General features: G+C 72.6%; 22 protein-coding genes. 5 read left to right on the top strand and 17 right to left on the bottom strand.

The features are described from left to right. Positions 1-90 precede the first annotated feature (90 nt). Positions 91-894: a hypothetical protein gene (locus LWC35_RS31375; protein WP_232873909.1), complete on the top strand. Its 804-nt coding sequence runs from the start codon at positions 91-93 to the stop codon at positions 892-894. 125 nt (positions 895-1,019) lie between these two features. Here LWC35_RS31375 and zwf read toward each other — a convergent pair whose 3' ends face one another. The 11 genes from zwf to LWC35_RS31320 all read right to left on the bottom strand — a co-directional run bounded on the left by zwf (position 1,020) and on the right by LWC35_RS31320 (position 9,765). Then, complete coding sequence (zwf, locus tag LWC35_RS31370) at positions 1,020-2,477, bottom strand: glucose-6-phosphate dehydrogenase (RefSeq protein WP_232873908.1); 1,458 nt, start codon at positions 2,475-2,477, stop codon at positions 1,020-1,022. 2 nt (positions 2,478-2,479) lie between these two features. Further along, on the bottom strand, positions 2,480-2,677 hold the full coding sequence (locus tag LWC35_RS31365) for a hypothetical protein (RefSeq protein ID WP_232873907.1): 198 nt from the start codon (positions 2,675-2,677) through the stop codon (positions 2,480-2,482). Positions 2,678-2,702: 25 nt separating this feature from the next. Next, positions 2,703-2,987, bottom strand: a complete 285-nt coding sequence (locus tag LWC35_RS31360; RefSeq protein WP_232873906.1) for a UBP-type zinc finger domain-containing protein — start codon at positions 2,985-2,987, stop codon at positions 2,703-2,705. Further along, positions 2,984-3,214 carry a hypothetical protein gene (locus LWC35_RS31355; RefSeq protein ID WP_232873905.1) on the bottom strand — a complete coding sequence of 77 codons (231 nt, stop codon included), beginning with the start codon at positions 3,212-3,214 and terminating at the stop codon, positions 2,984-2,986. The genes LWC35_RS31360 and LWC35_RS31355 overlap by 4 nt, the downstream gene beginning before the upstream one ends. Then, complete coding sequence (locus tag LWC35_RS31350; RefSeq protein WP_232873904.1) at positions 3,211-3,387, bottom strand: hypothetical protein; 177 nt, start codon at positions 3,385-3,387, stop codon at positions 3,211-3,213. Before LWC35_RS31350 ends, LWC35_RS31355 begins: the two co-directional genes overlap by 4 nt. 225 nt (positions 3,388-3,612) lie before the next feature. Next, positions 3,613-4,542, bottom strand: a complete 930-nt coding sequence (locus tag LWC35_RS31345; protein WP_232873903.1) for a S1C family serine protease — start codon at positions 4,540-4,542, stop codon at positions 3,613-3,615. A gap of 329 nt (positions 4,543-4,871) precedes the next feature. After that, the gene (locus LWC35_RS31340) at positions 4,872-6,572 is read right to left on the bottom strand and encodes a PucR family transcriptional regulator (RefSeq protein WP_232873902.1); all 1,701 of its coding nucleotides are present in this window, start codon (positions 6,570-6,572) and stop codon (positions 4,872-4,874) included. Next, on the bottom strand, positions 6,569-6,871 hold the full coding sequence (locus tag LWC35_RS31335; protein ID WP_232873901.1) for a DEAD/DEAH box helicase family protein: 303 nt from the start codon (positions 6,869-6,871) through the stop codon (positions 6,569-6,571). The genes LWC35_RS31340 and LWC35_RS31335 overlap by 4 nt, the downstream gene beginning before the upstream one ends. A gap of 5 nt (positions 6,872-6,876) precedes the next feature. Then, entirely contained in the window at positions 6,877-7,176 is a 300-nt protein-coding gene (locus LWC35_RS31330) for a hypothetical protein (protein ID WP_232873900.1), read from the bottom strand. Between the two features lie 388 nt (positions 7,177-7,564). After that, positions 7,565-8,509, bottom strand: a complete 945-nt coding sequence (locus tag LWC35_RS31325) for an MBL fold metallo-hydrolase (RefSeq protein ID WP_232873899.1) — start codon at positions 8,507-8,509, stop codon at positions 7,565-7,567. 260 nt (positions 8,510-8,769) lie between these two features. Further along, a complete protein-coding gene (locus LWC35_RS31320; protein WP_232873898.1) occupies positions 8,770-9,765 on the bottom strand; it encodes an aldo/keto reductase in 996 nt (331 codons plus the stop codon). A 154-nt stretch (positions 9,766-9,919) separates the two neighbouring features. Here LWC35_RS31320 and LWC35_RS31315 point away from each other — a divergent pair, with 154 nt between their 5' ends. After that, positions 9,920-10,780, top strand: a complete 861-nt coding sequence (locus LWC35_RS31315; RefSeq protein ID WP_232873897.1) for a helix-turn-helix transcriptional regulator — start codon at positions 9,920-9,922, stop codon at positions 10,778-10,780. Between the two features lie 8 nt (positions 10,781-10,788). Here LWC35_RS31315 and LWC35_RS31310 read toward each other — a convergent pair whose 3' ends face one another. The 5 genes from LWC35_RS31310 to LWC35_RS31290 form a co-directional block, all read right to left on the bottom strand. Further along, on the bottom strand, positions 10,789-11,094 hold the full coding sequence (locus LWC35_RS31310; protein WP_232873896.1) for a hypothetical protein: 306 nt from the start codon (positions 11,092-11,094) through the stop codon (positions 10,789-10,791). A gap of 216 nt (positions 11,095-11,310) precedes the next feature. Beyond that, positions 11,311-12,894 carry an AMP-binding protein gene (locus LWC35_RS31305; RefSeq protein ID WP_232873895.1) on the bottom strand — a complete coding sequence of 528 codons (1,584 nt, stop codon included), beginning with the start codon at positions 12,892-12,894 and terminating at the stop codon, positions 11,311-11,313. After that, entirely contained in the window at positions 12,891-14,036 is a 1,146-nt protein-coding gene (locus LWC35_RS31300; RefSeq protein WP_232873894.1) for a serine hydrolase domain-containing protein, read from the bottom strand. The genes LWC35_RS31305 and LWC35_RS31300 overlap by 4 nt, the downstream gene beginning before the upstream one ends. A gap of 38 nt (positions 14,037-14,074) precedes the next feature. Then, positions 14,075-14,689 (bottom strand): QsdR family transcriptional regulator, encoded by a 615-nt coding sequence (locus tag LWC35_RS31295; RefSeq protein WP_232873893.1) that lies wholly within the window; start codon positions 14,687-14,689, stop codon positions 14,075-14,077. Between the two features lie 67 nt (positions 14,690-14,756). After that, positions 14,757-15,218, bottom strand: a complete 462-nt coding sequence (locus LWC35_RS31290; RefSeq protein ID WP_232873892.1) for a nuclear transport factor 2 family protein — start codon at positions 15,216-15,218, stop codon at positions 14,757-14,759. 254 nt (positions 15,219-15,472) lie between these two features. On the opposite strand from LWC35_RS31290, the gene LWC35_RS31285 reads away from it, so the two are divergent. Together LWC35_RS31285 and LWC35_RS31280 are read left to right on the top strand one after the other, a co-directional pair. After that, the gene (locus LWC35_RS31285; protein ID WP_232872517.1) at positions 15,473-16,036 is read left to right on the top strand and encodes a hypothetical protein; all 564 of its coding nucleotides are present in this window, start codon (positions 15,473-15,475) and stop codon (positions 16,034-16,036) included. Between the two features lie 3 nt (positions 16,037-16,039). Beyond that, on the top strand, positions 16,040-16,405 hold the full coding sequence (locus LWC35_RS31280; RefSeq protein ID WP_232872516.1) for an Lsr2 dimerization domain-containing protein: 366 nt from the start codon (positions 16,040-16,042) through the stop codon (positions 16,403-16,405). 78 nt (positions 16,406-16,483) lie between these two features. On the opposite strand, the gene LWC35_RS31275 is transcribed toward LWC35_RS31280, so the two are convergent. Further along, positions 16,484-17,815, bottom strand: coding sequence for an MFS transporter (locus LWC35_RS31275; protein ID WP_232873891.1), 1,332 nt, complete (start codon positions 17,813-17,815; stop codon positions 16,484-16,486). 122 nt (positions 17,816-17,937) lie between these two features. Here LWC35_RS31275 and LWC35_RS31270 point away from each other — a divergent pair, with 122 nt between their 5' ends. After that, on the top strand, positions 17,938-18,426 hold the full coding sequence (locus LWC35_RS31270) for a MarR family winged helix-turn-helix transcriptional regulator (protein WP_232873890.1): 489 nt from the start codon (positions 17,938-17,940) through the stop codon (positions 18,424-18,426). Positions 18,427-18,459 lie beyond the last annotated feature (33 nt).

Genomic DNA, 18,459 nt, shown 5'->3' with positions numbered 1-18,459 from the left:
GACCGGCACCCTTCGGCCGTGACCACGAAGACCGTCTCTGCCGCAGTTGCACGCCAGTTCGCTGCCGGCACGGCGCCACATCCTGGCCCCGTGGCCCAGGTCCCCGTCGTGTCGACATCGCCGGCACCGTCGACCCTCACCCGATCCGCTCAGGAGGAGGTCGCCGGCGAGATCGCCGGGCACGTCCTGGGCGCCAGGCCGTCCGGCTCCCGGTCCGGGGGCATCACCCTCTCCTACCGGGACGGGCGCCGCGCCGTTCTCGAGGAGGCCACGCTCGGAACGGACGAGGACCTCCGGCCGGAGCACCTCCGCCACCGGTGCGCCATGCAGTGGCCGGCGCCGGCCAGGTGGTGGTGGCACGTCACCGTCCACGACGTCTCCGTGTTGCCTCGGGTGCGAGAACTCTTCCCGATGGCGGCACGGACCTGCGAAGCGGTCGGAGTCCGCGGCCCGGGCGATCTCCCGGCCCCACTGACCTGGGCAGTTCCCGACCTGCACTGGCTCCTCCACGCCCGGCCGGCCCAGCTCCGCGGGCACCCTTTGGAGCTGGGCCGGCCGGCGACGGTGGTCGTGGCCCCGGGCCGGGAGCCAGCGGTGGGCATGGCAGCTGTCGGGCCGGCACTTCCCGTGTGGCTCGGCCGTGACACATCGGTCCGCGCGCTCCGCCGCCTCGGAGCGCGACGTGCCGACGAGCGGCACCTGTACCTCACCCTCGGGTGCGGCGCCCCGGTCAGTCGGGCGCTCGATGCGCTCGCGCGCGCCGCCGGTGTACCCACCACTGCTCCGCCAGCCGGCCCCGGCGTGTCCCACCTGTGGCTGGCGCCGCTGATCGGGCACAGCGTCTACCTCTGGACCCGGCGGGAAGGATGGAGCCGCCACGGCCCCTACTCCTGAACCGGGGCAACGGTGAGTTCGTCGAGACCGAACCCGTCCGGAACGGTCGGGCGCAGCGGCCACGGTCTTGTCGCCGGACGGGCGCCCGGCGGCCTCGAGCGCGGCGAGCACGTCCGCGGACCCGGCTAGGAGTCGGGCAACCGCCACCCACGCCCGGAGGGAAGTCGTGAGGCCTCGCTCGGCCCCCACGAACCGCGTGGGTAGCGTATCGGCCGCGGTGGATTCCGCAGCAACGGGTCGCACAGGCGCCAGAGCAACTCGACCTGTTCCGTACTGATGAACAACGTCGAGTCGCCGCGCATGACATCGAGGAGCAGGCGCTCGTAGGCCTCGAGCGGCTCGGCTTCCGGGAACGCTTCGACCAGGGCCAGCCGCATCCGGGCCCGGCCGAGCCCGAACGCTGGGCCCGGCACCTTGGCCCGGACGTCGGCGAAGATCGTCGGGTCGTCGGTGAGCTCGAGGACCAGTTCGTTGCAGGTGTCGTCGACGTCCCCGGGGAAGACCTTCAGGGGCGGCTCCCGGAAACCGATCGTGATCGTGCGCCGGCTCTCGGCGAGCGCCTTCCCCGTGCGCAGGTAGAAGGGGACGCCGATCCAGTACCAGTCGTCGACGTAGACCTCCATGGCGACGAACGTCTCGACGTTCGAGGCCTCGTCGACGCCGGCTTCGTCGCGATACCCCTCGTACTGGCCGAACACGACGCGTTCCGGATCGATCGGGCGGATCGCTCGGAAGACCTTGATCGTCTCGTGATGCAACGAGTCCGCGTCCATGCGTGCCGGCGGGGCCAGCGCCACGAAGCCGAGCAGCTGGAACAGGTGGGTCGAGATCATGTCCCGGAACGTGCCCGTCGATTCCATGAACTCCACCCGGCCCTGAACGTCGATCTGTTCCGGCACGTCGATCTGCACGTAGCAGATGTGCTGGTGGTTCCACACCGGCTGGAAGATCCCGTTGGCGAAGCGCAGCGCGAGGATGTTCTGCACGGCTTCCTTGCCGAGGAAGTGATCGATCCGGTAGATCTGGCGCTCCTCGAAGAACTCGTGCAGGGTCTCGTTGAGGCTGCGGGCCGATTCGAGGTCCTTTCCGAACGGCTTCTCGAGGACGATCTTCGCCGAACCGGGCACGTCGAACGTGCCGAGCATACGGACGACGCTCTCCGTCGCCGACGGTGGAACCGCGAGGTAGTACAGGATCTCGCAGTCGCTCCCCACCTCCTTGGCCGCCTCTGCCACCGCCCTCTCCAAGGCGGCGCCGTCGTCCCCGGACGTGGGTACGAAGCTGATCCGCCGGGAGAACTCCTGCCACGCGGCGTCGTCGACCGTCCCCCGGTAGACGTCCACGGCCGCGTGCACCATCGGAAGGAAGGTGTCCCCGATCTCCGGCCCGGTACGGCTGGAGCAGACGAGGCGGAAACGCTCGGGCAGCAGGCGGAGTTGCCAGAGGTGGAACAACGCAGGGAACAGCTTGCGCTGGGCGAGGTCGCCGGTGGCGCCCATGACGACGAGGACGTGCGGGGCGAGCGGCGTCTCCTCGACCGCCTCGGTCGGAGGCCGGCCCCGAGCAGCGGATCCCGTGTGCATCGTCATCCGAGTCCCGCCCGGTCCAGCGCGTCCTCGGCGGCGCTGAGGTGCCCCAGCGCTTCCGCGAGGGCTGCGGCGGCGAGCCCGGACGGGATGCTCTGCGGCTCGAACTCGCCGGCGAGGAGGTCGCGCACGTCACCGAGTGCCTCGTACGCCCGGTTGCGGGCTTCCTCGAAGGTCATCATGTCCTGCGGTCGCACGGCGCCTCCCGATGTTGGTGTGTCGTCACGCGAAGGCCTCATGGACATAGCACCACCGCCATCTCTCCCCGGGTTCCATCGAGCGGACGATCGGGTGGCCGAGAACGCCGGCGTGCGCCCGGGCGTGTCGCATCGGCGAGGAGTCGCAGCACCCGACGTGACCGCATGTGAGGCACAGCCGTAGGTGCACCCAGGGCGTGCCCATGCGCAGGCACTCCTCGCACCCCTGCGGCGTGCGAGGTACGACGTCACGGACCGACGCGAGGTGCGGGTCCGTGACCCGGCCGGGAGCCCCGTATCCCGCAGTCACCGCTCCCTCCGGTCCCCGCGCACGAGTGCAGCACCCATGGCTGCGAGCCACGAGCGCCTCGCCAAGGGCGGCTCGACGTCGTTCGGGAACGGAGAGGCGCCGCTCGGGAGGCCGGGCGGCTCCTTCGCCGTTTCCTCGTCGACCCACTTGCGCAGGCCCGAGTCCAGGACGGACGCCCCTGCCGTGAGCCGCGGCGGCGTCCCCCACGCGCGGTCGCGCAGGTTCATGACGTGCTCTCCTCACTCGACGGGTCGGCAAGCGCCGGGTCCAGCCGCAATACCGGGACGGGCGCGACGCCGGCCTGCCTGGCGACCACCACGCCGTCGCGCAGGACCAGCAGTGGCGGACGCTGCACCACCGTCGAACGCGCCTGGCTGACAGTGCTCGCGTCATCGGCCATGACCGGCTCCCGAGGTGGACGGCTCGCTTCACTGTTCCAGCGCGGTCGGGACGTCGAACGGGTCCCGCGGGGTCAACCTCCGGGAGGGCTGTCGCCCTCCCGGGTCGACACCGATGCCACGGGCCTGCCGGACCGGTCGATCCTCTGGAAGGTCGAGTTCTGGACGGACGGTTGCGGTCTCATCGGGCGGTGAACACCGAGGCGTGAGCGTCTCGGCCGTGAGCATCACGCGCCTCCGCCAGGGACCTGCAGCTCGCCGAGGGTGACCGTCATCGTGCGTGGCTCCGCGGTCGGCGGACGCGTGATCGTGAGACGGACGACATCGCCGGGCTGCTGCGCGGCGATCACGGCCTGCACGTCCTGAGCCGTGCGGATCTCCTGGTCGTCGATCCGCGTGATCAGATCCCCGACCTGTACCCCGGCCCCGGGGGCCGGGCCGGCCGGGTCGACCGCGGCGACCGCGGCGACCGCGGCACCGACCGGCTCCCCGCGGTCGTTCGTGACGGTGACCGCGCTGATCCCGAGCGCGGCCCGCCCGGAGTGGACCACCCGCCCGTTCGCGACGATCTGCTGGGCGATGTCACGGGCGATGTCACCCGGGATGGCGAAACCTATCCCTGCCGCGGTACCGCCCGTACCCGGGTTCACTGCGGCCAGCGTCGGCACGCCGACGACCTCGCGATGCAGGTCGACGAGCGCTCCGCCGGAGTTGCCCGGGTTGATCGGAGCACTCGTCTGGATCGTCTGCCGCAGCACGGTTCCCGGCACTCCGCTCGCCGGGTCCGGCGGCTCGGGCACCGCCCGCCCCAACGCCGACACGATCCCCTGGGTCACACTGCTCTCCAGGCCCAACGGGCTGCCCATAGCCAGGACGATGCCGCCGACCTGCACATCACGGCTGGAACCGAAGCGGGCGGGCGCGAGCCCCGCGGGGTCCTCCACCCGGATCACCGCGAGATCCTCGGGCGCGTGGGAGTACACCAGCCTCGCGGGGCGGACGGCGCTGCTGTTGGCCAGCCGGACCTCGAACGCCGACGCCGTCCCGACGACGTGGGCGTTCGTCACGATGTGCCCTTGGTTGTCGAACACGACGCCCGAACCGACCGCCCCGTCGCGGGTGATCTCGACGACCGAAGGGAGCACGTCGTGCACCACGGACGTGAACTGTGCTTCCAGTGACTCGGCCGTCCCCGACACCGGGGGCGCCGGCTCGTCCGCGCGGGTCGAGCACCCCGCCAGCGCAGCGGCCACCACCAGGAGGAGCGCGAGCGCAGCCCGGGGCAGCGGGGGACGTCCGACAGCGGCCGCGTGGACGCGGCGCGTTCGTCCACCGTGCAGGTCACCTCGGGGCTGTCCCACAGACATGCCGCGATGCTGCTCCCGGCGGTGGGTGAGGTCGTCGGTCCGTCGGGACGAGGCGCCGGACCAGGGTTCAACCTCAGGGGCCCGCGGACGCCGGCTGCGGCCCGGTCCAGCGGACCGACTCACGTGAAGCCCTGCAGGACGCGCCAGGCTCGTACGGCGACGTGCATGTTGAGCCTGCTCTCGACGGCATTGAGATCGTGGCCGGTGAGCTGGCGGATCCGGCGGAGCCGGTAGCGCAACGTACTGCGGTGGATGAGAAGTGCACGCGCGGTGCAGTCGTAGTTGCCGCCGCACTCGTAGTACTGCCACAGGGTCTCGACCAGTTGGGTGCGGTTCGCCTCGTCGTAGTCGAGGAGGCCGCCGAGCCACTCCCGGACGAACCGCTCGGTCTCGACGGTGTCGCCATCGGCCAGGAGCCGGTAGATGCCGAGCTCGTCGTAGGCGGTGACACCCGTCGCGACCACGGCCGCCTGCCGGATCCGCAACGCCCGGAGCGCCTGGTCGTAGGAACGGGGAATGTGCGACGGGGCGGTGACGAGCCCGCCGACCCCGATCGAGAATTCGGCCGAGTCGAGGCGCCTGGCCACGGCGGCTTGCAACCCGCGCCACGGGTCGCCGTCGCACCACTGCGCCGGGCGAGGCACGATCGCCACGATCACACCAGGCCTCCGCGCGAGCAACGCACGCTCGTGCAGGGTCGTCGCGACCGCGCGGTCGACGGCCTGTTCGACCGTCTCATCGCGCAGCCCGCAGGCCGAGCTGACGACCAGCACATTGAGCGGGACGGTCAGGTCGTGGCCGAGAGCGGCCGAACGGGAGAGTGCGCTCTCGTCGTCCGTTCCGGACAGGAGGTCGTCGACGAGGTCCCGACGCAACCGCAGCTCGGTCTCGGCCAATGCCCGGAGGTGGGCGAGCTCCACCGCCAGCACGACGGCGCCCTCCTCGAGAACCGCCAGCTCGTGCTCGCCGACGCAGCGACCCGGATCGACCAGCGCGAGCACCCCCAGCACCTCGTCTCGCGACTGCGCGAGGGCGACGACGCGGTCGCGGTCACGCACCGGTCGACGCGCCTGACGCACCCTCGCGAGCACCTCCTCCCGGCGGGACGGCGAACGGCCGGAGTGGGGCGGGCTGCCCGGCCCGGCCCAGACGCGGACGTTGCCGAAGCGGTCCTCCACCGCGACCGCCAGGTCGGTCAGCTCGTGCACCGCGCCTGCGATCCCGCGCACGCCCGCGCCGGACACGGCGACGGCCATGAGGACTTCGTGGATACGCCGCCGCCGCTCGAGGTCGACGACGTTCGCTCTGAGCTGCTCGTTGACGGCGGCGAGCTCGACGGTGAGGCGACGCAGCTCGGCCGCCCCTTCCTGCTCCTTGCAGTGCAGCGTGGCGCTGCTGACCGCATCGCCGGTCTGCTGCGCGAGCATCCGGAGCAAGGACTGCTCGTGCTCGGAAGGCTCCTCGTCGGCGCCGACGACGATATAGCCGCAATGCCCGTTCACCGCTCGCATCGCGAACGCCCGTACCCAGGCCGCACTGCCGGTGACCGGCCCGTCGGCACCGTCGAGCGAGACGAGCTGCTGGGCGACCTCGTCGCTGGTGATCTGACCGCCCTCGGGCCCGCGGAGCATGCTCCCGTCGCCGGTCAGCCAGCCGGCCATGACGCGACATGGAGTGAGCGAGGGGATCGCGCCGAGGGCCAGATCAAGGATCTCGCGGACGTCGAGCCGGTCGGACATGAGCATCGACATCACGAACAGCGAGCTCATCTGGGACATCCGGGTCCGGACCAGGACATCGTGCTCCGTGGAGCAGGTCATTCCGCACCTCCCTGCCCGCGGTGCTCGCAGACCCCCACGGAATCGGCACCGGAGACCCACGGCTCGAGCGCGGGCATGCACCGCGAGTTCTCCACGAGGAGGTTGCCGATGGGCATCGTCGGGTGGGTCCCGACCGCGTCGACGAGCATGGCCGAACCGAACCGCCGCACGTCGTCCAGCCACAGGAGCGCCTGCAGGCACCGCGGCGCGAAGTCGTTCCTCGCCGCTTCGTAGCCGGCGGTGCCGACGACGTCCCTCTCCGCTCGTCGGAGACCTTGATCATCCGGGCGGCGGACCACCGGCCTCACCACAGGTAGGCCTCTGTCGCGAGCTCGGCGACCAGCTGGTCGGGGGCCGGCCGAGCAGGGGCCTCGACGTGGCGGCGTACGAGGTCGGGACCGGTGGAATCACCGAGGTAGGAACACTCGTCCCCGTGCTGCATGCCGGCCCGCCGGAAGGCGGGCTCGACCCGGCGGCCCGGGTCGGTGGTGGAGAAGCAGCAGATGTGGTCGCCCGGGCTGAGGACGACACCGTCGAGCCCGGACGGCGGTGCGGACGTGGTACGAAGATCGGGCCGACGGATTTCCGGTGCAGCGACGCCCACGGTTTCTTGTCTCCTGGCAAGGGGCGGGCTGCTGGTCGAACCCGAGAGCCACTCTAGTGGGGCGCTCCCCGTATCACCAGCGTTCCCCGGTGCCACGGAGCGGTTGGCCGGTCTGCCGGCCAGCTCCGTCGGACAACGCCGCGCCCCGCAGGGCCTCCGTCGCCCACGCACTCCCACCCAGGCCGGAGCAGATGCCGCCGCGTACTGGTCCGGTTGGGTGAGCGGCGCGGGGCCGGTCGCGGCCCCGCAGGGCCTCCCGGGCCGGCGGAGAAGCGGCCGCCATGTCCTGCTCGCCGACGAGCCGGGCCCCGGGTTCGAGCGCGTCGCCGGGCTGTCTGGTGCCGGTGCGGCGCGCCGGTCGTTCCGGCTCGGCTCGGCGGTTCCTGGATCAGGCCAGGCAGGTGAGGGGACGCCCGCCGTTGTAGGCGACCATGTCGCCGAGCGCCGCGATCACGTCGATCGGCGCACCCCGCCCGGCCCCGGCCAGCTCGGCGTAGGCCCGGTGGAGGTTGCCGACGATCCGCTCCGCGTCGGGCCAGTCGGCGAAGCGGCCGAGGTCGGTGTCCCGCGCGGCCTGCAGCGGCGTGACCCCGGCGGCACGCCCGCGTTCGGCGAGGGCGAGGACGAACCGCAGGTAGTCCAGCGTCGCGTCGAGCGGCGCGCGGTCGTGGAAGACCGGCCCGTGACCGGGCACCGTGGTCGCCGCGCCGAGGGGCTCCACGACCGTCTCCAGCACCTCGACCGCCCCGGCGACCGAGCCCATCAACAGGAAGGGCGTGCCCCCGTTGAACACCAGGTCGCCGCAGAACAGGGTCGAGCGCTCGGGGAACCACACCAGCGAGTCGTTCGTGGTGTGCGCGGGCGTGCCGACGTGCAGCACGTCGGCACGCAGGTCCCCGAAGTGCAGGGCGATCCGGTCGGTGAAGGTGAGGAACGGCGGGTCGAGCGGCAACGAGCCCCAGTCCGGGTTCTCCCAGAACGGCAGCTCCCGCGGCGGCCCGAACGCGATCATCTCCTCCCGGGCACGCTCGTGCGCGACGATCGTCGCGGTGGTGAACAGCGCGTTGCCCCAGGTGTGGTCGCCGTGGTGGTGGGTGTTGACCAGCGTCCGGATCGGCGCCGGGCTCACCGACGCGATCGCGGAGGCGAAGGCGCGGGTGCGCCGTTCGGTGGAGCACGAGTCGACCGCGACCACGCCCTGCGGGCCCACCGCGAACCCGGTGTTGTTGATCCACCAGGTGCCGTCGGGCTGGACGTAGGCCCAGATCCCGTCCGAGACCTCCTCCAGCGTCGGCCGGCCGGGGACGGTGATGTCGTGGGGGTGGGCACTCATGCGCGGGCCTCCGTTCTCGCTCCGCGTCCCACCCTGGCAGGTGAGGAGCGGGATTGCGCCTCCCTGTCCCACCACGGCGGTCGAGGCACGTGCCGACCGTTTCCCGTCGCACGCGGCAGACGGCGTCCCGAGGGGCGGGCGCGGTGAACTCCCGCGACGGGGGCTGCGCGCACCCGGGCTGCGACCGCCCACCGTCCCTGCACGCGGGCCCTGCCGATCCGGCCGGGCGACCTCGGTTCCCCCGCTCAGTTCCCCCCCGCTCAGTTCCCCACGCCCAGGCCGGACATGAACACCGACGGGTAGCGGTCGCCGCGCGCCGATCCCGCGGGGACCGCCTTCTCGATCTCGGCGAGGTCGTCCGCGGTCAGGGTCAGCTCCGCCGCGGGCAGTGCCTCGGCCAGCCGTTCACGGGTGCGGGCGCCGACCAGCGGCACGATGGTCTCGCCGCGCGCCGCCACCCACGCGATCGCCAGTTGCGCGACGGTGCAGCCCTTGGCGTCGGCGACCTGACGGAGCGCCTCCACCAGGGCGAGGTTGTGCTCCAGGTTCCCGGCGGAGAACCGCGGGCTGCGGGCGCGGGCGTCCCCGGGCCGTCCCGTGCGGTCGGCGGTGAAGTGTCCCGAGATGAGGCCGCGGGCAAGGACGCCGTAGGCCGTGAGCCCGATGCCCAGCTCCCGCAGGGTCGGGAGGACCTCGTCCTCGACGGCCCGCGAGATCAGCGAGTACTCGATCTGCAGGTCGGCGATCGGGTGCACGGCGTGCGCCCGGCGGATCGTGGCCGCGTCGACCTCCGAGAGGCCGACGTGCCGGACGTAGCCGGCCTCGATCATCTCCGTGATCGCGCCGACCGTGTCCTCGATCGGCACCGCGGGGTCCAGCCGGGCCGGGCGGTAGATGTCGATGTGGTCGACGCCGAGCCTGGTGAGCGAGTAGGCGAGGAAGTTCTTCACCGCCTCGGGCCGGCAGTCCTGCTTCAGGGGCGGCAGGCCCGGGCCGGCGAGACCCCCGAACTTGACCGACAGCACGTAGCCGTCCCGGTCACGGCCCCGCAGCGCCTCACCCAGCAGCAGCTCGTTGTGCCCCATGGCGTAGAAGTCGCCGGTGTCGATCAGCGTGACGCCGGCGCCGAGCGCGGCGTGCACGGTGGCGATGCTCTCCGTGCGGTCGGCCGGACCATAGGCGCCCGACATGCTCATCGCGCCCAGGCCCAGGGTGGAGACGGTGGGTCCGGTGCTGCCCAGCGTCCGTGTCTGCATCGCGTACTCCCTCGCGGTCGTTCCCGAGCGGTCGTGCTCGAGCGGTCGATCTCGCGATCCACTCTGCGCCCGCGTCGGGCCGCGTGGGAGCGACCGTCGATCGTGGGAGCGCCGGTCCCTGGATCACCGCACGCCCCGCGCGGACCATGGGGTCATGCAGCGCGACCAGCTCGCCGACTTCCTGCGCCGCCGCCGCGAGGCGGTCCGCCCGGCCGAGGTCGGCCTGGCCGAGGGGCCCCGTCGTCGGACCGCCGGCCTGCGTCGCGAGGAGGTGGCGATGCTCGCGGGCATGTCGGTCGACTACGTCGTCCGCCTCGAGCAGGGCCGCAGCAGCCAGCCGTCGACCCAGCTGCTCGGCGCGCTGGCCCGGGCGCTGCGCCTCTCCGACGACGAGCGCGACCACCTGTTCCACCTGGCCGGCCACCGCCCGCCGCTGGCCGACGGCGTCGTCCGCCTGGCCCGCGCGGGCCTGGTCCGCCTGCTCGACCTGCTCGGCGACACCCCGGCGCTCGTGATCTCCGACGTGGGCGAGGTCCTGGCGCAGAACCGGGCGTCCGTGCTGCTGACGGGGGACCAGACCGCCTTCGCCGGCGACCGCCGCTATCCCGTGTACCGGTGGTTCACCGAGCCGGAGGCCCGGGCGGTCGCCCCGCCCGAGGAGCGGGAGCGCCACGGCCGCCAGATGGTGGCGGACCTGCGCGCGGTCGCGGGCCGCCGGCCGGGGGACCCCACGGTCGCCGGGCTCGTGGAACGCCTGCGGGCGGCGAGCGCCGACTTCCGCCGACTCTGGGACGACCACGAGGTCGCGGTCCGCCGCGCGGACCGCAAGACCCTGGTGCACCCGCGGGTCGGCCCGTTGGTGATGGACTGCGAAACCCTGGTCACGCCCGACCTGGGGCAGCAGCTGCTGGTGCTCACCCCGGCCGATGCCGACACCCGCGAGCGGCTGGAGCTCCTGCGGGTGCTCGGCGTGGAGGAGTTCCTGACCGGGACCACGGACTCGCCCGCGCGCTGACGGGGAGCTCAGCGCGAGAGGCGGCGACGGTTCGCGGTGACCGTGCGGTGGACCGGTGTGAGGCCCGCGGTGAGCACCAGGCTCGCGGCCCGGGGGACGGCCCAGGCCGAGGCGACGGCGGCGCGGGTGAACGCGGTGCCCTTCTCCGCGACCATCCGCCGGTACTCCCGGCGGTCCCGCGGGCCCGGCGGCCATCCGCCCCTGGCCATGCGGGCCGTGCGGTGGGCCACGACCTGCGGCGCCGACCACGCGATCTCGGCGAGCTGCCGCCAAGGGTCGAGCACCTCGCCCCAGCCGTTCCTCCTGCGCGTCACGCGATCACGGTAGCCCGTCCGTGAGCGCCTCCAGCGTCTCGACCGCCCCGGTCCAGCGGCGCTCGCGGGCGGTCGCGTCCTGTTCCCACCACGGCTCGCCGCGGCGGTGCGCTCCGGAGGCATGGTCCGAGCCTGGGCCAGCCGCCGGGTCCGCGCACGTCCGGACCGGTGCGGCCGACCATGGCGGTGGCGCAGGTCACGAGCGCGGTCGGCGACTCAGCCGCCGACCGCTGCGGCCTGCTCGCGCGCCCGCAGGTCCTTGCGGAGGATCTTCCCTGAGGCAGACTTCGGGATCGCCTCGAGGAACTCGACCACACGGACCTTCTTGTACGGGGCGAGCCGCTCCGCGACGTACGCCATCACGTCCTCGGCGCTCACCGTCGCCCCGTCCTGGACCACGACGAAGGCCTTCGGCACCTCCTCGCCCTCGGCGTCGAGCACCCCGATCACGGCGGCGTCGGCGATCGCCTCGTGGGTGAGCAGCACGGCCTCGAGCTCGGCCGGCGGCACCTGGTAGCCCTTGTACTTGATCAGCTCCTTGACCCGGTCGACGATCCGGAAGAAGCCCGTCTCGTCGACCGTCGCGACGTCGCCGGTGTGCAGGAAGCCGTCGGCGTCGAGCGTCCCGGCGGTGGCCTCGGGGTTGTTCAGGTAGCCGGACATCACGTTCGGGCCGCGCACCCACAGCTCGCCGCGCTCGCCGGGGTCGACCTCGCGACCGGTCTCGGGGTCGACGAGCTTGCTCTCGACGTTCGGGATGGCGTAGCCGACGCCGTTCAGGTCGTCGTCGGGCCGGCGCTCGTCCATGGAGTGGCTCACGGGCGACAGCTCGGTCATGCCGTAGCCCTGCAGGACCACGCACCCGAGGCGGCGGGCGACCGCGTGCCCGAGCTCGGCGTCGAGCGGGGCGGCACCGGAGAAGACGACGTCCACACAGGACAGGTCGTGCTCGTCGACCAGCGGGTGCTTGGCCAGGCCGACGGCGATCGGCGGGGCGATGTAGAGCCGGTTCAGCCGGTACTCCGCGACGACCCGCAGGAACTCCGTCATCTCGAAGCGCGGCATCGTGACGACCGTGGCCCGCCGGTGCAGGCCGTGGTTCATCATGACGGTCATGCCGTAGATGTGGAAGAACGGCAGGACGGCGAGGATCCGGGTCGTCTCGTCCGTGGTCCCGAGGGGTGTGAACTGCAGCAGGTTGGCGACGAGGTTGCGGTGGGTCAGGACCACACCCTTCGCCAGCCCCGTCGTCCCGGACGAGTAGGGGAGCACGGCGGTGTCCGCGGGCCCGACCCGGAGCTCGGGCGGTGCCGCGGTGCCGGCCAGGAGGTCGAGCAACGACGTGCGGCCGTCGACCCGGTCGAGGGTGAGGACGGCGTCGTCGGGCAGCCCGGCCTGCGCGGCCGCCGCCGTCGCCCGGTCCAGGAACGGGGAGACGGTGACGAGCATCGTCGCGCCGGAGTCCGTGAGCTGGTGGGCGAGCTCGGCGACCGAGTAGAGCGAGTTCGCACTGGTCACGGTGCCGTTGGCGCGCAGGATGCCCTGGAACATCGCCACCCACGCCGGCGAGTTCGGCGCGAACAGCGCCACGACGTCGCCCTGGCGAAGCCCGCGCTCGTGCAGGGCCGCCGCGATGCGCAGGACCATGCCGTCGAGCTCGTCGAAGGTGACGGACGAGCCCGTCGCGCCGTCGATGAAGGCCTCGGCGTCGGCCCGGTCGCCGAAGCCGGCGCCGAAGAGGAACTCGGGCAGCGAGACCTCGGGGATCTCGACGGCGGGGTACGGGCTGTGGATGATCACGCCGCCCCCAGCACGCGGTAGATCTCGCGCACGTACCCGGCGCTGCGCTCCGACCCGATGATGCCCGGCCCCATGCGGTTCATCATGTAGGAGATCGTCAGTCTCCGGTCGACGTCCATGATGATCATCGATCCGCCCCAGCCGCCCCAGAAGCAGATGCGCCCGTCGGGAAGGTACGGCAGGGTGTCCCGCTGCGGCAGGCCGTAGCCGATGCCGAACCGCAGCGGCACGCCGAGGACCACGTCGACACCGTTCGCCTGCTCGTCGAAGATCAGGTCGATGGTCGCGGGGGAGAGCAACCGGACGCCGTCGACCTCGCCGCCGCGGGGGATCGAGGACAGCATCCGGGCGACCGAGCGGGCGTTGCCGTGGCCGTTCGCCCCGCCGATCTCGGCGCGCCGCCAGGCCTCGGTGTTCGCCGTCTCGGCCTCGACGAGCGGGCCGGTCAGCGTGCGGACCGCGGGGCTCGTGGGATCGGCGGCCGAGAGGTCGACGGGCAGCGGCGGCGGCGGCACGACCTCGGCGATCCGCCCCCACGCCTTCTCCGGCGCGCCGACGGTGAAGTCGGCGTCGAGCGGGCCGGCGATCTCCTGCGCGACGAAGTCGGTGAGGGTCCGGCCGTCGACGCGCCGGATCAGCGCGCCGAGCAGGTGGCCGTAGTTCAGGGCGTGGTAGCCCGACGCCGTGCCCGGTTCCCACCACGGTGCCTGGGCCGCCATCCGAGCAGCGGCCCGCTCGGCGTCGTACAGGTCCTCGACCGCCGCCGGCTGGTCGAGCCCGGACACCCCGGAGGTGTGGGAGAGCAGGTGGCGGACCTGGACGCGCTCCTTGCCGGCCGCCCCGAACTCCGGCCAGTACCGGGCGACCGGGGCGTGCACGTCCAGCTGCCCGCGCTCGACGAGCATCAGCGTGGCCAGGGCGGTCACGGTCTTGGTCGTCGACCAGACGTTGACGATCGTGTGCTCGTCCCACGCCGTGGTGCGGGCCCGGTCGCGGTACCCGCCCCAGAGGTCGACGACCCGGTCGCCGTCGAGGTCCACGACCAGCGAGGCGCCCAGTTCCTCGCCGCTGTCGAGATGGTCCTGCAGCCGCCTGCGCAGCGGGTCGAAGCGGTCCTCGCAGGTGCCCTGGAGCTCGGCCATGATCGGTGCTCTCCTCGTCGGGTGCGGATCGTGCGGGGTCAGGTCTCGGAGGTCGCGGGGGCCGGGACGCGGGCTGCGCCGTGCAGCAGCGCGGTGACCGCGACCTCGACCTTGACGGCGTCCGGTGGGTCGCCGGTGAGCAGGTCGGCGTAGATGAACGACTCGGCGATCCGCACCACGAGGTAGGCCAGGTCGCCGAGCGGCATCGACGTGCGCAGGTGCCCGCGGCTGCACTCCTCGGCCAGCAGCCGCTCGACCGCGCCGACGACGTGCTGCTGCAGCGGGCTGGCCTTCGTCGTGATGAGGCGCAGCGCGCGCTCCGTCTCGCGCTGCAGGAAGAGGCGGTAGTACGGCGCGTCGATCAGGGCCTGGGAGAAGTCGCGCAGGATCCGGCCGATGCGCTCGGGCCCGCAGCCGGGCGCGGCGGCCGCCGCGTCGCGCAGGGTGGGGTCGGCGAGCGAGGTCAGCACCGCGACGAGCAGTTGGTCGCGGTTGCCGACCCAGCGGAACAGCGTGGTGCGGTCGACGCCGAGCCGGGCGGCGATCCGCTGCGCATCGAGGCGCTCACCGGCCATGAACGCCCGCCGAGCCAGCCGCACCGCCTCCCGGGAGCCCGACCGCACCGCGGCTCGACTGTGATCGGCGACACTCACGCGTGCAGCATATGAGCAAAATGTTGCAGCGGACAAGGAGGAGGTTGCGGCCGGGCCCGATCCGCGCTCAGGGCATGCTCGCCCGCTGCGACGGCGGCAGGACGGTCGCACCGAGCTGCAGGAGCCGCTGCAGGTCCTGGGCGGTCCGCCAGATCTCTTCGACGTGCCCGTCGACGATCCGGAACACGAAGGTCGCGGCGAACACCTGCTCGATCCCGGTGGCGGGCACGCCGAGGAACTCGTCCTGCTCGCAGTGGTTGGTGGCGCGGACCACCACCTTCCCGCCCTCGGCGATCACGTCCTCGACCGTCCAGTGCTGCCGGATCCGCCCGAAGGAGGCGACGAGGGCGCGGATCCCGTCGGGGCCGGGCGGCAGGCCGGGCGGGCCGCCGGCCATCGACCAGGTCGGCGAGGCGGTGCGGCACAGCTCCTCGACGTCGCCGGCGGAGATCAGGTCGAGCCAGCGCACGGCCAGCTCCTTCGGGGTGGTCGCCGCCGGGGCGGGGGTGGGGGGTGTGGCGGTGGTCATGGTCGGTCCCTTCTCGTCGGGTGACGGGACGAGCCTGCTCCTGCCGGCCCGCGCCGGACATCGGTGACCATCACCCAGGTCGGGGGCCCACCGCTGCCCATGCCGGGGTGGCGGAACCACCGATCTGCGCGGATCGTTGGACCCGAACGGGCGTCCGATCGCCGGTGATGATGTGATCTGCTGGTTCCGCGGACCGTGATGGACCGCGACACTGCACACGACACTGCACGCAACACTGTGGAAAGGGGTGCCAGGTGGCCGACGGCGATGCCGATCTGCCGAAGTCGATCCAGGGCGAGCAGTTGGAGGAGACGGGAATCGTCCGGGCCTCGGACGAGGACGTCGACCTCTACGTCGACCGCGTCTCCGACGAGGTGCTGGCGTGTCGGGAACGTGGCCGGCACCTGTTCCCGACGATCCGGCAGGCGGGGATCCATTTCACCGAGGTGGACGACGAGGGATTGTTCGTCCGCCGACTGACCTGCACGTGCTGCCTGCTCGCCGTCAAGGTGGAGCGGTGGGAGGGCGTGCGCCAGCGGGGTCGGACCCGGTTCCACCGGGTCGCCTCCAACCTGGAGTACCGGACCGGTCCGGACGGGCAGACCTACCTTGCCGAGACCGGTCGCGGCCGCATGACGCCGCGTCAGATCGGCGACTCGGTGGCCTCGAAGGCGCTCGCGGGCCAGACCCTTACCGCGCTGCGCAAGGCGGCCAAGGAGGCGGCGAAGGAGGCGGCGAAGGAGGCGGCGCAGGAGGCCGGCGGCGCGTCCGGGCGGCGGCGCCCGGCGCGGACCGGCGACGAGGCCGAGGCGGGCTGATCGATGGGCATCAGGGAGATCCGGTACTGCGACCTCACGGGCTCGGAGCACGATGTCGAGTCCCACGAGCTCAACATCGACCAGATGCGGGTGCAGATCGACCTCGCCGGGCCGGAGTACCGCAAGCTGCTGGCGCTGCTGCAGCCCTACATCGATGCGGGCCGCGTCGACGCGTCGATCCCGGAGCTGCGTCCGGCGAAGCGGGCCGGGGGGCAGGTCAGCACGAGCACCGGCCTGACCGCCGAGGAGCGCGAGCAGTTGCGGCAGTGGGCGGAGGACAAGGGGATCGAGGTCCCGTCCAACAACCGGTTCAAGCGGTCGCTGGTCGAGCAGTGGCGCGAGGAGCAGACCGCGGACCAGCCGGCCTGACCGGTCGGTCCCGCAGCGAGGCGACGCCGGGCGGTGCCCCGCGGCCGTGGCCGCCGGACACCGCCCGGGTCGTCGACGTCAGGCTCGCGCGGCCGGCGCCGCGGAGGTCTCCGTCGACCCGCCGAGATCGAGGGTGGCGGTCTCGCGGAGGGCGAGGATGCAGGCGATCGTCAGCACGCACCCGGCCGCGATGATGATCGAGACCGTGGTCGTGCCGGCACCCCCGGCCAGGACCGAGGCGAAGACTACGGGCGAGACGCCCGCGCCGATGCCGGCGATCTGGTAGCCGAGCGAGGCGCCGGTGTAGCGCGCCCGGGTGGAGAACAGCTCGGTGTAGAGCGCCGCGAGCGGGCCGTACATGCAGGCGTGCACCACGCCCTGCCCGACGACGACGGCGACCGCGAGCAGGAAGGTCGAGCCGCTGTCGATCAGCGGGAACAGCAGGAACGCCCAGACCGCCATGGCGGCCGCGCCGGCGAGGACCAGCGGGCGGCGTCCGAACCGGTCCGAGAGCGCGGAGAAGCCGATGATGCCGGCGATCGCGGCGACCGAGGACACGGTGAGCGCGTTGAGCACGGTCTGCCGGGGGAAGCCGGCCTGCACGGCGTAGGAGATGACGAAGGTCGTCAGGGTGCCCTGCGCGATGAACGCGCCGAACCCGACGCCGATCGACAGGAGCAGGTTGCGCGGGTGGTTGCGCAGCACGTCGAGCAGGGGCGGTGTCGCCGGCGTGGTGCGGACGGCCTCGGTGAACACCGGGGTCTCGGTGACGCGGGCCCGGACGAACAGACCCACGGCGAGCAGGACCACGCTGAGCAGGAACGGGATCCGCCAGCCCCAGGCGAGGAAGGCCTGCTCGCCGGTCGCGCCGGCGGACACGGCCAGGACCAGTGTGGACAGCACCATGCCGCTCGGTGCGCCCGCGTTGGTGAAGCTCGCCCAGAGCCCGCGCCGCGAGGTGGCGTGCTCGGCGGACATCAGCACCGCGCCGCCCCACTCGCCGCCGACGGCGACCCCCTGCACCACGCGCAGCACCACGAGCAGGACCGGCGCCCAGGCGCCGATCTGCGCCGAGGTGGGCAGGAGGCCGATGAGGGTGCTGCCGAGCCCCATCATCGTCATGCTCAGCACGAGCATCCGCTTGCGGCCGATCCGGTCACCGAAGTGCCCGAACAGGATCCCTCCGAGCGGCCGGGCGAAGTACCCGGTCGCGAGGGTGCCGAAGCTGGCGACCGTCCCGACCAGCGGGTCGAGGTTCGCGAAGAAGACCTTGTTGAACACGACGGCCGACGCCGTGGCGTAGAGCAGGAAGTCGTAGTACTCGATCACGCTGCCGAGGTAGCTCGACAGCACGGCGCGGCGGAGCTGGCCGTGCCGACTCGGGTGCCGATCCGGGTGCGGGTGCGTCATTGCGATGCCCTGTCTGCTGGTGACGGGCCCGGGATCCGGGCGTCGATGGCGGCCGATGGTAAGGAGCTTGATACCTCACGTCAACGGCTGACCGGTCTCAGGTTTCGGAATACCCTCCCGGCATGACCCAGTCAGCGGCCCGACCGGCCGGCCGGCGCGGCCAGCGCCTGACCTACCTGGTGAAACGGCTCGAGATGGCCGAGCGCGCGCGGATGGAGGAGGTGCTGCGCCCGCTCGGGGTGACGCTGCACCAGTACACCGCGCTGAGCATCCTCGAGGCGCGTGAGGGGTTGTCGTCGGCCCAGCTGGCGCGCCGGCACGTCGTCACGCCGCAGGCGATGCACCAGCTGATCGCGACGATGGAGCGCGACCGGCTGATCGAGCGTCGGCCGGACGAGGGGAACCGGCGGATCCTGCGGGCGTGGCTGACCGAGCACGGGGTGCAGGTGCTCAAGGAGTGCCACCGGGCGGTCGACGACGTCGAGGAGCGGATGCTCTCCCGGCTCGCCCCCGAGGAGGCGGTGGCGTTCGGCAGCGCGCTGGAGCGGTGCCTGGAGTCGCTGACGGTGCCGCCGGAGGGGCTCGCCCGGCACGGCGACCGGACCGCTTGACGCGATATCAAGGTCCTTGCTATCAATGCCGTA

The organism is Pseudonocardia kujensis (assembly GCF_021283305.1).
In the GTDB taxonomy this organism is placed as follows: domain Bacteria; phylum Actinomycetota; class Actinomycetes; order Mycobacteriales; family Pseudonocardiaceae; genus Pseudonocardia; species Pseudonocardia kujensis.
The sequence above is the reverse complement of the archived record's forward strand: the minus strand, read 5'-3'. Positions and strand labels throughout refer to the sequence as shown.